A 15,099-nucleotide genomic window follows, 5' to 3' on the forward strand; every position below is an offset into this window, starting at 1 on the left:
GCTGAGGGATTCGAAGATAATGGGGTCTGACGTCAGACATCTGATGCCGATAGGGTGAGCGTGTCAGATCCGTGAACGAAGGGCAAGTGGCAGATGACGACCATTGACGCATCCCCGCTACGCGGTGCGGAGCGCCCAGGTCCCCGCCGGCAGGAGGTGGGGGCCAAGATCAAGGAGTACATCCTCCGCAACCGCCTCAAGCCGGGAGACATTCTGCCCACCGAGGCGGAGCTGTGTGAGGCGGTGGGCGCGAGCCGCTCAAGCGTCCGCGAGGCCGTCAAGATCCTCTCCGCCCTCGACATCGTCGAGGTGCGGCACGGCCACGGCACCTTCGTCGGCCGCATGTCCCTCGCCGCCCTCGTGGAGGGTCTGACCTTCCGCGGCCTCCTCAGCGGCGAGGAGGACCATCACGTGCTGGGACAGGTCGTCGACGTCCGGCAGACCCTCGAACAGGGGCTCGCGGCCCAGGTCATCGCCGTTCTGGACAGCGAGCACCAGGCTGCTCTCTCCGCGCTCGCCGACGAGATGGAGAGTCTGGCCGCCCAGGGCATGGACTTCCTCGACGTCGACCGGACCTTCCACGTGAAGCTGCTGGAACCCCTCGGCAACGACCTGATCCTCCAACTGACCGAGGCGTTCTGGCAGGTACAGGCCATCGTCGCCCCCACACTGCGTACTCAGCAGGAGGACCGGTTGATCACCGCCCAGCGGCATCGGGCAATCGTGCACGCGGTCGCAGCCGGCAACGTGGAGGGCCTACAGGCTGCCATCGCCGAGCACTACGCACCCATCCGAGCGAGCATCGCCCGCGTCGTACAGGCCTGACTCGCCACGATCACCACCTACGGACTCCGGCAGAGGACCCGCGACCCACGCCATGTCGTCACGTGCCTGGGTCGTCATGACGGCCAGGGGTGACCACTGGTCGTGCCGCTGACGGTTGAGCTGTTCGGAGAGTCGGACGGCGACGCCGGTCAGCGGCCACGGCCCGGTCACCACGCCCGGCACCCATCCACTCGACGGCCATCGCCGTGGCGGCCGGCGCGAGGATCCGCGGGATCTCCGGGACGTCCAGCACGCTGTTGTCACGGTGCGTGCCGTGACCGCGGCTCTCACACCGCCAACTGATAGACGCGCGCGGCGGTGCCTCCGAAGATCGCCTGGGAGGCTGCCTCGGTCAGCGGCGGCAACACCTGGTGCAGCGCGGCCCGGATCCTGCCGTAGCTACCCGCGAGCAGGCACACCGGCCAGTCGGAACCGAACATCAGGCGCTCCGGTCCGAATCGGACGATCGCCTCGCGGACGAACGGTCGCAGGTCGGCGGCGCGCCACGAGTCCCAGTCCGCCGCCGTCACCAGACCCGACACCTTGGCCGTGACGTTGGGCAGTTCGGCCAGCGCCGCGAGCGGTCCGCGCCACCGGTTGAACCCCTCCGCACCAGCCCAGATCTCCGGCTTGCCGAGATGGTCGAGAACGAAGCGGACGCCCGGCAGCGCTGCCGCAGCCCGGGCTGCGGCGGGCAGCTGGTCCACCCGAACGACCAGGTCGAAGGCCAGCCCGGCCGCCGCAACGACACGCAGGCCGTGACGCACGTCCGGACGGTCCAGGTAGTTCGGGTCCGGCTCGGCCTGGATCTGGGCGCGGACACCGACCACCCGTTCGCCACCGAAGCGCCGAAGGTGCCTGGTGATGCGGGCCGCCAACCCGGGACCGGTCAGGTCCGCCCACAGCACCACACCGGCGATCTGCGGTGCCTCGGCGGCCCACCGGAGCAGGTCGTCCGACTCCGCCTCGTCGCATCGCCCGCCCTCCACGAGAACGGAGTAGTCGACCTGGGCCGATCGTAGTTGCGCCTGCCACTGGGCCACGGTGAACGGGCGGCGGACCGACCGCATCCGGTCGTCGTCGAGCCAGGCGTAGGCGGGCGGATTTTCCCAGAGGTGATGGTGCGCATCGACGGTCAGCACGCGGGCGCCCGGTAGAGGCTGCACCCCACCTCCCACATACATCATATGTTTGTGGAGATCATAGCTCTGACATCAGATGTCTAACATGGGTCGATGTCTAAATCAATAGCCCGGATGAACTGTTATTTCACGACCACACAGGACGGTCCTCCGCGCGGACGGCGTCACCAAACTCTTAGGTCCGCGCCATTGACAAAAATAAACATCCCACGTTAACTCCCGTGGCATAGAGGAGGCCCTATGCCTGTCACCGGCGGTATCCGGACGATCCTGCGCGCCGCAAGCGCGGCCCTTCTTGTGGCCGCGTCCCTGACATGCGTGTCCACCAGCTTCGCCACAGCCGCAGCCGCAGCCGATCCCGAACTCGCGCTCTGGTACGACGAACCGGCTGCCAACTGGGAGAGCAACGCGCTGCCGCTGGGCAATGGCGCGCTCGGCGCCATGGTCTTCGGCGGCATCCAGACCGAACGCCTCCAGCTCAACGAGAAGACGCTGTGGACGGGCGGGCCTGGCACGACCGGATACAACCACGGCAACTGGACGTCACCACGGCCCGGCGCCCTGGCCGGGGTGCAAGCGCAGATCGACCGGGACGCCCGGATGGCACCCGGCGCGGTCGCCACCGCGCTCGGCCAGCCGGCGACCGGATTCGGCTCGTACCAGAACCTGGCCGACATGTACCTCGACATGTCCGGCACACCCACCACTGTGAGCGGCTACCGGCGCGAACTGGACCTCGCTGAGGCCACCGCCCGCGTTGGGTACGCCCACGACGGGGTGACCTACCAGCGTGAGTACGTCGCCAGCTACCCCCGCAACGTGATCGTCGCCCGGCTGTCGGCCAGCCAGGCCGGGAAGATCTCCTTCGTCCTTCGCACCGTCTCGGCCCAGCCCGGCAGCACCGTCACGGTGGCGAACGGCCGGATCACCGCCCGGGGCACACTGCCCGGCAACGGGCTGATCCACGAGACCCAGTACCGGGTGGTGACCACCGGCGGCAGCCGGACCGACGGCACCGACCGGATCACGGTCGCCGGCGCCGACTCGGCTCTCGTCGTGCTGTCCGCCGCGACGTCGTACGCCGACACCTACCCCACCTATCGCGGCGTCGACCCCCACACCCGGGTGACCCAGGCCGTCGACGGCGCGGCGAGCTCGACGTGGGCGGCGCTACGGGCGGCCCACCTGGCCGACTACCAGAAGCTCTTCGACCGCGTCCGGCTCGACGTGGGCGGGCAGATGCCGAACATCCCCACCGACGACCTGCGGTCGGCCTACACCGGTGCCGCCGGACGGGCCCAGGACCGCGCGCTGGAGTCGCTGTACTTCTCCTTCGGCCGGTACCTGCTCATCTCGTCGTCGCGCGGGGGCTCCCTGCCGGCCAACCTGCAGGGCGTCTGGAACAACTCCAACAGCCCGCCCTGGCAGGCCGACTACCACACCAACATCAACGTCCAGATGAACTACTGGCCGGCGGAGACCACCAATCTGTCCGAGACGGCCACGCCGCTGTTCGACTTCATCGACGCGCTGCGGGCGCCCGGCCGGGTGACCGCGCAGAACATCTACGGTACGACCGGCTGGGTCACCCACCTCAGCACCAACCCGTACGGCTTCACCGGCGTCCAGGACTGGGCCACCGCCTTCTGGTTCCCGGAGGCAGCGGCCTGGCTGTGCCAGCACCTCTACGAGCACTACCGCTTCACCCGTGACACAACGTTCCTGCGCGATCAGGCGTACCCGGCGATGAAGGAGGCCGCCGAGTTCTGGCGGGCCAACCTGCGCGTCGATCCGCGCGACGGCAAGCTGGTCGTGACGCCCAGCTACTCGCCGGAGCAGGGCGACTTCTCGGCCGGCGCGGCGATGAGCGAGCAGATCGTGTGGGACCTGCTCACCAACACCATCGAGGCGAGCACCACGCTCGGCGTCGACGCCACCCTGCGCGCACAGTGGCAGACCACGTTGAACAAGCTCGACCCCGGCCTGCGGGTCGGGTCCTGGGGTCAGTTGCAGGAGTGGAAGGCGGACTGGGACAGCCCCACGAACGACCACCGGCACGTCTCGCACCTGTACGCCCTGCACCCGGGCCGGCAGATCTCGCCGCTGACCACCCCGGCCCTGGCCAACGCCGCCAAGGTGTCCCTCACGGCACGCGGCGACGGTGGCACCGGCTGGAGCAAGGCCTGGAAGATCAATTTCTGGGCTCGGCTGCTCGACGGGGACCACGCACACAAGATGCTCAGCGAGCAACTCAAGAGCAGTACGCTCGCCAACCTGTTCGACACCCACCCGCCGTTCCAGATCGACGGCAACTTCGGTGCCACCGCCGGAGTCGCCGAGATGCTGTTGCAGAGCCAGAACGGTGTCGTCGACGTCCTTCCGGCGGTGCCGACGGCCTGGCCCACCGGCTCGGTCAGCGGCCTGAAGGCACGCGGCAACGTGACTGTGGACGCCGAGTGGCGCAACCGCCTGGCCAGCCGGATCACGCTCACCGCCGGCAGCAGCGGCACCCTCACCGTCCGGAACCCGATGCTGGCCACCACGTCGCTGGTGGACCTCACCACCAACCAGACCGTGCCGGTGACCCGCACGGGTGACCGGGTGACGTTCACGGCCGAGGCCGGGCACCGCTACCAGGCCGTCTCCACGGCCGCGACCGGGACGATCGCCGGTGTGGCGAGTGGCCGTTGCGTCGACGTACCGGGTGCGGCCACCGCCGACGGCACCGCCCTGATCCTCTGGGACTGCTCCGGGGCGGCCAACCAGATCTGGACCCGCGAGGCCGACACCACCATCCGCAACCGCGGCAAGTGCCTCACCGCCGCCAGCACCACCAACGGCGCCGCCGCCACCATCACCACCTGCGGCACCGCCACCAACCAACGCTGGACCTACGACACCACAGCGAAAACCCTGCGCAACCAGGCCACCGGCACCTGCCTCGACGCCAACGGCGGTGGCACCACCAACAACACCGCCGTCATCCTCTGGCCCTGCGGCACCGCCACCAACCAACAGTGGCTGATGTAGCACCGATCGGGCCGCCGGCCCGCGCACGCCACCCACCGCACCACCCCTCCCTGCCCGTTCCCGGAGAGGACGTCCGATGACCCGTACCCTGCGCCGCCACCGTCCGCGTGTGAGCGGGGCCGCCCTGACCGCCCTGGCCCTGCTCGCCACCTGTCTGGTCCAGCTCACCCCACCGGCGGCACCGGCCGTCGCGGCTCCGGGGGACGGCGCCATCACGGGGGTGGCCAGTGGGCGCTGCGTCGACGTGCCCGGCGCGGCCACCACCGACGGCACCGCCCTGATCCTCTGGGACTGCACCGGCGCCACCAACCAGATCTGGACCCGCCAGGCCGACACCACGATCCGCAACCGCGGCAAGTGCCTCACCGCCGCCAGCACCACCAACGGCGCCGCCGCCACCATCACCACCTGCGGCACCGCCACCAACCAACGCTGGACCTACGACACCACCGCCAAGACACTGCGCAACCAGGCCACCGGCACCTGCCTCGACGCCAACGGCGGTGGCACCACCAACAACACCGCCGTCATCCTCTGGCCCTGCGGCACCGCCACCAACCAACAGTGGCGCGTCGCCGCCGCCGACTACCAATCGCTGCTCGACGTCGGCTTCAGCGGCACCTTCACCTCCACCACCGGCTACACGCCGTCGACCGGCGAACTGGTCGACGGGCAGCTCACCCGGCTGGCCGGCAGCGAGACGATCAGCGGTCCGGCCGTCACGCTCACCGGAGGGGGCACCGGCATCGGGTTCACCCCACGAATCCCGGTGACCAGTGCGAAGTACGTCAACAAGAGCCTGCTGGCCGAGGCTGTGGTACGCCGTAAGAGCGGCGCCACGATCACCTTCGACACGGTGCTCAGCCTCGCCGGTGGGGGCTACTACCGCTACGCCAGCGGCTCGCAGACCACCACGGAGTTCGGCATGTACGGGCCGGACGCCCCGTACTACGACACCCGGCAGAGCGGGCCGAACCTGTCCGACACGCAGGACACCCACGTGGCGTTGGCCTACGAGTACGTCAGCGACTCCGCAGCCCGTCTCGTCGCCTACGTCAACGGCTGCCAGATCGGGACCACAGTCACCACTCCGGTCGCCGCGGCCAACGCGTCGCAGGGCCTGCTGACGTTCGGCAACGACGCCGGAACCCGTAACCGTGGCTGGCACGGCACTGTGGACGCCATCGCCCTCGCGACGATGACCGGCGCCGCCGGTCCGGTCGACTTCCAGCTCGACGCGCCGGTCTGCGGGGGCACGCCACCGCCGCCCGGCTGCGCCGGCAACCCCGGCAGCAGCGGCCCGGTCAGCCCGGCCAACGTCATCGCCGTCGACCCCTGCGACACCCTCGACCGGATCCGGCAGAAGGCCGCCCAGGTCACCCCCACCGCCGGCCAGCTGGCCTGGCAGCAGCGGGAGCTGACGGCGTTCCTGCACTACGGCATGAACACCTTCACCGACGTCGAGTGGGGCAGCGGGAACGAAGACCCGGCCCAGTTCAACCCGACGACGGTCAACCCCGCTCAGTGGATCGACGTGCTCAAGCGCAACGGGTTCAAGCAGGTCATCCTCACCGTCAAGCACCACGACGGGTTCCTGCTCTACCCGTCGCGCTACAGCACCCACTCGGTGCGCAGCAGCCCCTGGTGGGGTCGGACCAGCCAGAGCGACATCCTGCGCTCCACAGTCGATGCCGCCCGCGCGGCCGGTCTCGCCGTCGGTTTCTACCTCTCCCCCGCCGACGGCGCGGAGATCCCCGGCCGACGCGGCGGTGAGCGGTTCGGCAACGGCAGCGCCAAGCGGGCGGTGACCATCCCGACGCTCGTCGCCGGGGACACCCGCACCCCGACCCAGACGTACGCGTACCAGGCCGACGACTACAACGCCTACTTCCTCAACCAGCTCTACGAGCTGCTCACCGAGTACGGGCCGATGGCCGAGGTGTGGTTCGACGGCGCCAACCCGTACACCGCGTACCCGCAGCCGTACCAGGTCGCCGACTGGTACCGGCTGATCCGGACCCTGCAACCGAACGCCACGATCGCGATCAACGGCCCGGACGTGCGCTGGGTCGGCTCCGAGTCCGGGGCGTTCCGGGCCGACGAGTGGAGCGCACTGCCGTTCAAGGGCACCGATCCCGGCGCGCTGAACCGCGACGACGACATGCTCACCGGTGCCGCGTCGAGCGACCTGGGGTCCAGCGCGCTGATCGGCCGCAACCTGGGGACGGTCACGTACCTGTCGTGGTACCCGGCCGAGGCGGACGTGTCGATCCGGCCCGGCTGGTTCTGGCACTCCGGCCAGAACGGCTCGGTCAAGCAGCCGGCCGCGCTGATGCAGCTCTACGAGAATGCGGTGGGCCGCAACGCCAACCTGCTGCTCAACGTCCCACCGAACCGGGCCGGCGTGATCGACACGCCGGACGTCACAGCCCTCGACGGGTTCGGCACCGCGCAACGCTCACGGTACGGCCGGGAGCTGTTCGCCAAGGCCGGCGCGACCGGCACCCACGCCGCCCTCACCGACGCGGCACTGGGCACGTACTGGTCGCCCTCGGGTGGTGCCACCACCGGCGCGGTCGAGCTGACCGCCTGCCGGGCCCGCACGTTCGACCGGGTCCTGGTGCAGGAGTCGGTCGGCAACGGCCAGCGCATCGAGGCGTTCGCCGTGGACGCCTGGATCAACGGCGGCTGGCAACAGGTCGCCGCCGCCGGAACGGTCGGTTACAAGCGGATCGTTCCGCTGTCCGCCGCCGTGACGAGTGACCGGCTGCGGCTGCGGGTCACCGCCGCACGCGGCGTACCGCAGGTCGCGACGCTCACCGCGTACGCGACCGACAGCACCGCCAACCCGGCGTCCTGCTGATTTCCCAACCCTTTTCCGAGAGGAACGGTTCATGCGTCTTCGACGTATCAGCGTCACCGGAGCGGTGGGAGCTCTGGCCGCCGCACTGCTGACAGTGCCGGTCACGCCGGCCGCCGCCGTACCGGGTGACCTACAGGTGATCCCGGCGCTGAAGCAGTGGACGGCGGGCACCGGCAGCTACACCTTCGGCGCCGCGACCCGGATCGTGGTGGATCCCGCGTACACCGCCCAGCTCAACGACGACGCTGCCACCTTCGCCGCGGACCTGCGGGATCTGACCGGCCGCACCGTTCCGGTCACCACCGGAGCCGCTGCGACCGGCGACATCCGGCTGACCCTGGGCGGCAGCCAACCCGCCGAGGGTTACACGATGACGGTCGGGTCGAGCATCGCCATCCAGGGCTCGACCGACGCCGGCGCCTTCTACGGCACCCGGACGGTGCTGCAACTGCTCAAGCAGTCCAGCACGGTGCCGGCGGGCACGACCACCGACAGCCCGACCAAGTCCGAACGCGGCATGATGGTCGACGTCGGTCGCAAGTACTTCACCGTTGACTGGCTCCGTCGGCACGTCAAGGAGCTCGCCTACCTGAAGATGAACCGGTTGCACCTGCACCTGTCCGACACGTTCGGATTCCGGCTGGAGAGCACCATTCACCCGGAGGTGGTGTCGGAGCAGTACTACACCAAGCAGCAGATCCGCGACCTCATCGCCCTGGCGGCCCAGTACCACATCGAGGTCATTCCCGAGATCGACATGCCCGGTCACATGAACGCCATTCTGGCCGACCACCCGGACCTGCAACTCGCCGACACCAACGGCAACCGCAACCCCTACTACCTCGACCTGTCCAAGCCGGGTGCCTACACCCTGACCCGGGACCTCATCACCGAGTTCCTGCCGCTGTTCCCCGGCCGCTACTGGCACATCGGCGCGGACGAGTACGTCGGCAACTACGCGGCCTACCCGCAGCTGCTGACGTACGCCCGCGCGACCTACGGGCCGAACGCCACAGCGAAGGACGCCTACTACGGCTTTATCAACTGGGCCAACGACATCGTCCGCGCCGGCGGCAAGACCACCCGCATGTGGAACGACGGCATCGGCACCGACGGCACCATCCGGCCGGCGTCCAACATCCACGTCGAGGTCTGGTACAACTACGGCATCACCCCGCAGGCCCTGCTGGACCGGGGGCACACCATCTCCAACCAGGCGTGGGATCCGACCTACTACGTTCCCGCCATCAGCAAGCCGAACGTGACGTGGGCGTACGAGACCTGGACCCCGGAGCGCTTCCAGGGCAACAACACCGTCAACGATCCGTCGCGCAACCTCGGCACGGTGCTGCACATCTGGTGTGACTACCCGGACGCCGAGACCGAGGACCAGATCGCCGCGGGCATCCGGACCATCCTGCGTGTGATCGCCCAGCAGACCTGGGGTTCGCCGAAGCCGGTCGCCGCGTACACCGCATTCACCCCGATCATCGACCGCATCGGCCGGGCTCCCGGCGGCCCGGCCGTGGCGACCGGCAACCTGGCGACCAACCGCCCGGTGACCGCGTCGTCGACCGAGACGGCCAGCTTCCCGGCGTCGGCGGCGGTGGACGGCGACATCAGCACCCGCTGGTCCTCGGCCTACACCGACCCGAGCTGGATCCAGGTCGACCTCGGCAGCAGCCAGGAGCTGTCCCGGGTGGCACTGCGCTGGGAGGCCGCCTACGCGCGGGCGTACCAGATTCAGACCTCCACCAACGGCACCACCTGGACCACGGCGGTGACCGTCACCGCCGGGGACGGCGGCACCGACGAACACGTGCTCAACACCACCGCCCGGTACGTGCGCATGCAGGGCACCCAACGAGCCACCACGTTCGGCTACTCGCTGTGGGAGTTCGAGGTCTACGGGCCGAAGAAGGGCGCGATCACCGGCACCGCCAGTGGCCGCTGCATCGACATTCCCGGCAGCAACACCACCGACGGCACGGCGGTGAACCTCTGGGACTGCAACAGCGGCGGCAACCAGACGTGGACCCACCGCAACGACGGCACCCTCACCGCCCTGGGTAAGTGCCTGGAGCCGGCGAACGGAAGCCTCACCGACGGCACCGCGATCGTGATCCGCACCTGTTCCACCGCCACGTACCAGCGCTGGACCTACGACGCCGCCACCAGCAGCTACCGCACCGGTGGCAAGTGCCTCGACGCCAACGGCGGCGGGACCGCCAACGGCACCCGCCTCATCCTCTGGCCCTGCACCAACGGCGCCAACCAACGCTGGAGCACCCCCACCGCCTGAACCACCGATGGAGGCACGATGCAGCACGCCATGCCCCTGCCATCTTCGTCGACAGCACGGCCACGGCGGCTCGTCGTGCCCACCATCGTTCTGGGTCTGATCGCCGGTGCCGTCGCGACGGTCGGGGGCCATCCGGCCCCGGCCGGCGCGGCGGTCCCGGCGGACCCGACCTACACCGACGCCGCCGGACTGGTCTTCCCTGGTGTCCAGCCGGGCGCGGCGACGGCGTCGCTCTCCGGCGGCAGCTTCACCCTGGCCAACGCGGCGCTGTCGACCGCGTGGAGCGTGCAGGGCAGCACGGTGTCGCTGACCCGGTTCGACAACCGGGCGGCGAACGCCACAGTGCCGATGAGCCTGCGTGGGCTCTTCACCCTCACCCTGGCCGACGGCAGCACCGTCACGACGGCTAACACGAGCGTCTCCGCCGCCCCGGTGGTCAGCGACCTGCCGGCGAACCCGGCGTCAGCACGGCTGGCGGAACGTTTCGCCGGCAAGGCGGTGACCACCACCTTCCGGTACGGCGGTGGCGCGCGGACCCTCGACGTGCAGTGGCAGGTGCGGCTGCGCGGCGGGGCCAACTCGGTGCAGCACAGCTTCACGGTGCGCTCGGTGGCCGGCACGTTCGACGTGACGTCGCTGCGCCTGGTGGAACTCAACCTTGCAAACGCCCGGGTGCTCGGCAACGACGACGGCAGCCCGGTGGCGCACGGCACGACCGGCAGCGAGACGGTGTTCGTCGGCATCGAGAACCCGATGGCGAAGGCGACCGTGACCGGGTCGGCGGTCGACATCGCGGTGCCGCGCGCCGGGGACCTCACCGCCGGCACGTCGTGGGTCTACACCGCCTCCACCGGTGTCGCCCCAGTCGGGCAGCTGCGCCGCTCGTTCCAGTACTACCTGCAACGCGAACGGGCTCACGACCGCCGGACGTTCCTGCACTACCAGAGTTGGCTGGACCTCAAGCCACCGGGCGAGGTCATCAACAGCGCCGAGCTGACCCGGGCCATCAACCTGTTCGGCACCCAGCTGCGCAACCGCGGCGCCACCATCGACAGCTTCTGGGTCGACGACGGCTGGGACTACCTGCGTTCACCACGGGTCGACGAGACGAATCTGAACGTCTGGTCGTTCGACCCGACCCAGTTCGCCACCGGCTTCGCACCGCAGAAGGCCGCCGCCGCGCAGTACGGCGCGTCGATGTCGGTGTGGATGTCACCCTTCGGCGGGTACGGCACCAGCGCCGCCACCCGCCAGGCCATCAACGCGAGCAAGCCGGCCGACCAGCGGCTGGAGACCCACAGCGGCGGTCAGTTCAAACTCGGCGGCAGCCGCTACTACGACCGGTTCCGGTCGGTCGCCTTCGACATGATGGACAACCAGGGGGTACGCGGCTTCAAGCTCGACGGCATCGGCGGCGGGCTCTACCAGTCCGGCCCGAACGCGAACTACATCGCCGACTACGAGGCACTGCTCGGGCTGACGGGGGATCTGCGGGCGCACCAGAAGGACGTGTTCGTCAACGCCACCGTCGGCACCTGGGGATCGCCGTACTGGTTGTGGTACACCGACTCGATCTGGCGTGACGGGCACGACGCGGGCCTGGTCGGCGCGGGCAGCGCACAGCAGCGCTACGTCAACTACCGCGACTCGGAGACGTTCCGCAACAACACCGTGCAGAACCCGCTGTTCCCGATCCCGAGCCTGATGAACCACGGGATCATCTTCTCCGACCGGACACCGCAGTTCACCGCCGACTACGACCTGACCAAGGCCAGCGTGCAGGCCGAGGTGTCGCAGGACATCCGTGCCTACTTCGCGCTCGGCCTGAGCCTTCAGGAGCTGTACGTCCGCAACACGCTCGTCGACGCCAGCAGGCCGGGCGCTGCCTGGTTCTGGGACACCGTGGCGGCCAACGCCAAGTGGGCTCGCGCCAACCAGGGACTGCTCAGCGACGTGCACTGGGTCGGCGGTGACCCGGCCGCCGGGACGGTCTACGGCACGGCCGCCTGGAACTCCTCGGCCGGCGCGTCGAAGGGGATGCTGATGCTGCGCAACCCGTCGGCATCCGCGCAGAGCTTCACGGTCAACCCGCAGACGGTCTTCGAGCTGCCCGGCGGGACCCACCAGCGGTACAAGTTCACCGAACGCGACGGGCGCCGATCCGGCTTCGTGTCGGGTCCCGCCGCACCGGTGAGCATCACCCTCGCACCGTTCGAGGTGGCCGTCTTCCAGGCCGCGCCGACCGACGAGGCGATCGGCGGTGGAGACAGCCCGCAGCTGTCGCGCGCCCGCTGGACCGCAACGGCGGACAGCGTCGAGACGGTCGGCGAGAACGGCGCCGCCGCCAATGCCATCGACGGCAACCCCGCCACCATCTGGCACACCCGCTACGTCGGCGGTGTCGCCGCCATGCCGCACCAGATCACCATCGACCTCGGCGGCACCTTCCGCGTCGACAAACTCGACTACCTGCCCCGCCAGGACGGTGGCACCAACGGCACCATCGCCGACTACCAGATCCAGACCAGCACCGACGGCACCACCTGGACCCAGGTCACCGCCGGCACCTTCGGCTCCGGCAGCACCCTGAAGACAGCGGTCTTCGCGCCCACCACGGCCCGGCACGTACGCCTGCGCACCACCCGCGCCGCGAACGGGGCCGGCTACGCCTCCGCCGCCGAGATCAACCTGTACGGCTCGACGGCCTGACCGCCCTCGCCGTCCCGGGGCGCCCCTATCGCCGCCCCGGGACGGCAGCACTCGTCGCCCTCAGCGGGCGAGGACGTGGGCGAGAATCGCCACACCGCCGACCGCCACCAACGTTCCGGTAGCAGCCAGCAGTGCGGCACCTTCCGGCTGACCCAGGTGGGTGGGCAGTCGGACGGTCCGATACCGACGCCGCGCCAGGACGGCCACCGCGACGGCGAGCGGAGCGCAGGCCAGCACAAGTCCGGCCGCAAACGGATGACGCGGCACCAGTTCCCGTCCGACGGCCACCAGCACGGTGGCCGTCGCCAACGCCGTACGAAGCCACGCCAGCAGGGTGCGTTCGGCCTGTGCTCCCCGGTCGGCGAGCCGCGGTGGCTCCGTCACATCAGCACCACGACATCAGATCAGCACCGACATCAGATCAGCACCACGACGAGGATGGTCAGGCCGGCCACGACCACCCCCGCCGCCGACACGACCGCGACGGGGGTGGACGGCAACGGCAGCTGGAGCCGCAGCGCCCGTTCGTTGCGGCTCCAACGAGGGAACGCCTCGACGGCCACCCCGACGGCGAGCACCGCCAGCACGGCCGCCGCCCACTGCGAGCCTTCCGTGCCGAATGCCTTCACCGCCGCGGCGGCCACCATGAGACCCAGCGCGGTCCGCAGCCACGCGAGGAAGGTGCGCTCGTTGGCGAGGGTGAACCGCGGGTCCGGCTCCGTGCCCACCCCGTAGACCCGGCGTGGCCAGCGGCGGTCGGCTGGTCCGGTCGGCTCAATCGGGGTGACTGACTCGTCCGTCACCCGGTGACCGACGTCGGGGGCTGCCACGGGGCGTCACCACACTCCTGCTGGACCCGGGCGAGCTCGTCGGTGAGCGTCGTCCGGATCCGCGCGTACGCCGGGTCGTCGTAGACGCTGCGCATCTCCCACGGGTCGGCGCGCAGGTCGAACAGCTCCCACTCCGGCTCCTGCGCCGTGGCGGAGGTGCCGGGCAGACCCAGCCCGTCGGCGTAGTAGTAGACGAGTTTGTGGTCGTGGGTGCGTACGCCGTAGTGCGCCCACACGTGGTGCTCGTCGTCGTCGTGTTCCCAGTAGCGGTAGTACACCGACTGCCGCCAGTCGTCGACGTCCTCGCCACGCAGCAGCGGTCGCAGCGAGCGTCCCTGCATGCGGGCATCGGCCGGCACGTCGGCGTAGTCGAGGAACGTCTGGGCGAAGTCGACGTTCATGGCGAGCGCGTTGGTGGTGGAGCCGGCCGGGATCTCCGCCGGGTAGCGGATCAGGAACGGCATCCGCAGCGACTCCTCGTACATGAACCGCTTGTCGTACCAGCCGTGGTCACCGAGGAAGAAGCCCTGGTCCGACGTGTAGACGACGATGGTGTCGTCGGTCAGTCCGTGCTCGTCGAGATAGTCGAGCAGGCGGCCGACGTTGTCGTCGACGCTGGCGACGCAGCGCAGATAGTCCTTGATGTAGCGCTGGTAGGTCCAGAGGGCGGCCTCGTCGGGGTCCAGGTGTGGTGGCAGCATCTCCTTGATGTCGTTGGCGGTGAGGTCCCGGTCCACCCGCATCCGGGCGGCCCGGGCGGCGGCGGCGTGCCCGGAGTGGTCGTCGTCGAACGAGCCCGGCACGGCCACGTCGTCGACGTACATGTCGCGGTGTTTGTCGTCGGGCTCCCAGTTGCGGTGCGGCGCCTTGTGGTGCACCAGCAGGCAGAAGGGTCGCTGCGGGTCGCGCTGGTCGAGCCAGTCGACGGCCAGGTCGGTGATGATGTTCGTGCAGTAGCCGGGGCGGACCTGCTCGGTGCCGTCCATGCCGATGAACACTGGATCGCGGTACCGGCCCTGGCCGGGCACGACCTCCCAGTAGTCGAACCCCCGGGGGTCGTGCTCCGGGCCGTGCCCGAGGTGCCACTTACCGACCAGGGCCGTCTGGTAACCGGCGCGGCGCAGCAGCTCCGGGAAGACGAGCTGCCGGTTGTCGAACTCGGTCGACAACGTCTGCACGCCGTTGACGTGGTTGTAGGTGCCGGTGAGGATGGTGGCCCGGCTGGGCGCGCAGAGCGAGTTGGTGCAGAAGCAGTTCTCCAGGAGGGCACCACCGGCCGCGATACGGTCGATGTGTGGAGTCTCGTTGATCTTGCTTCCGTAGGCGCCCACCGCGTGCGCGGCGTGGTCGTCGGCCATGATGAAGACGATGTTGGGCCGCACGTGCTGATCCTTTCTC

Annotated in this window: 9 protein-coding genes; 5 read left to right on the forward strand and 4 right to left on the reverse strand. The window is 69.7% G+C overall.

Translation table 11 applies throughout. The features are described from left to right. The first annotated feature begins 93 nt into the window (after nucleotides 1-93). Nucleotides 94-825 (forward strand): FadR/GntR family transcriptional regulator, encoded by a 732-nt coding sequence (locus DLJ58_RS22575; protein ID WP_124859017.1) that lies wholly within the window; start codon nucleotides 94-96, stop codon nucleotides 823-825. A 287-nt stretch (nucleotides 826-1,112) separates the two neighbouring features. Here the strand turns inward: DLJ58_RS22575 and DLJ58_RS22580 are convergent, their stop codons facing one another. Further along, nucleotides 1,113-1,991: an amidohydrolase family protein gene (locus DLJ58_RS22580; RefSeq protein ID WP_244219081.1), complete on the reverse strand. Its 879-nt coding sequence runs from the start codon at nucleotides 1,989-1,991 to the stop codon at nucleotides 1,113-1,115. A gap of 216 nt (nucleotides 1,992-2,207) precedes the next feature. Between DLJ58_RS22580 and DLJ58_RS22585 the strand changes: the two genes are divergently transcribed. The 4 genes from DLJ58_RS22585 to DLJ58_RS22600 all read left to right on the forward strand — a co-directional run bounded on the left by DLJ58_RS22585 (nucleotide 2,208) and on the right by DLJ58_RS22600 (nucleotide 12,871). Then, nucleotides 2,208-4,997: a glycosyl hydrolase family 95 catalytic domain-containing protein gene (locus DLJ58_RS22585; protein ID WP_124859021.1), complete on the forward strand. Its 2,790-nt coding sequence runs from the start codon at nucleotides 2,208-2,210 to the stop codon at nucleotides 4,995-4,997. 109 nt (nucleotides 4,998-5,106) lie between these two features. Continuing rightward, a complete protein-coding gene (locus tag DLJ58_RS22590) occupies nucleotides 5,107-7,860 on the forward strand; it encodes an alpha-L-fucosidase (RefSeq protein ID WP_158629617.1) in 2,754 nt (917 codons plus the stop codon). A gap of 31 nt (nucleotides 7,861-7,891) precedes the next feature. Then, the gene (locus tag DLJ58_RS22595; RefSeq protein WP_124859025.1) at nucleotides 7,892-10,162 is read left to right on the forward strand and encodes a family 20 glycosylhydrolase; all 2,271 of its coding nucleotides are present in this window, start codon (nucleotides 7,892-7,894) and stop codon (nucleotides 10,160-10,162) included. Between the two features lie 75 nt (nucleotides 10,163-10,237). Continuing rightward, complete coding sequence (locus DLJ58_RS22600; protein WP_158629618.1) at nucleotides 10,238-12,871, forward strand: discoidin domain-containing protein; 2,634 nt, start codon at nucleotides 10,238-10,240, stop codon at nucleotides 12,869-12,871. A gap of 60 nt (nucleotides 12,872-12,931) precedes the next feature. Here DLJ58_RS22600 and DLJ58_RS22605 read toward each other — a convergent pair whose 3' ends face one another. From DLJ58_RS22605 to DLJ58_RS22615, 3 genes are read right to left on the reverse strand one after another with little or no spacing between them, the layout of a single operon-like run. Beyond that, entirely contained in the window at nucleotides 12,932-13,255 is a 324-nt protein-coding gene (locus tag DLJ58_RS22605; protein ID WP_124859028.1) for a DUF202 domain-containing protein, read from the reverse strand. A gap of 32 nt (nucleotides 13,256-13,287) precedes the next feature. Next, nucleotides 13,288-13,674, reverse strand: a complete 387-nt coding sequence (locus DLJ58_RS22610) for a YidH family protein (protein ID WP_208741269.1) — start codon at nucleotides 13,672-13,674, stop codon at nucleotides 13,288-13,290. Then, entirely contained in the window at nucleotides 13,671-15,083 is a 1,413-nt protein-coding gene (locus DLJ58_RS22615; RefSeq protein WP_208741271.1) for a sulfatase family protein, read from the reverse strand. The genes DLJ58_RS22610 and DLJ58_RS22615 overlap by 4 nt, the downstream gene beginning before the upstream one ends. Nucleotides 15,084-15,099: the final 16 nt, after the last annotated feature.

Origin of the sequence: Micromonospora arida (genome assembly GCF_003857035.1) — a bacterium.
In the GTDB taxonomy this organism is placed as follows: Bacteria; Actinomycetota; Actinomycetes; order Mycobacteriales; family Micromonosporaceae; genus Micromonospora; species Micromonospora arida.

What these genes read in the sequence shown, in the direction of transcription:
- DLJ58_RS22575 (WP_124859017.1), top strand. Translation starts at nt 94, where the DNA reads ATGACGACCATTGACGCATCCCCGCTACGCGGTGCGGAGCGCCCAGGT.
- DLJ58_RS22585 (WP_124859021.1), top strand. Translation starts at nt 2,208, where the DNA reads ATGCCTGTCACCGGCGGTATCCGGACGATCCTGCGCGCCGCAAGCGCG.
- DLJ58_RS22595 (WP_124859025.1), top strand. Translation starts at nt 7,892, where the DNA reads ATGCGTCTTCGACGTATCAGCGTCACCGGAGCGGTGGGAGCTCTGGCC.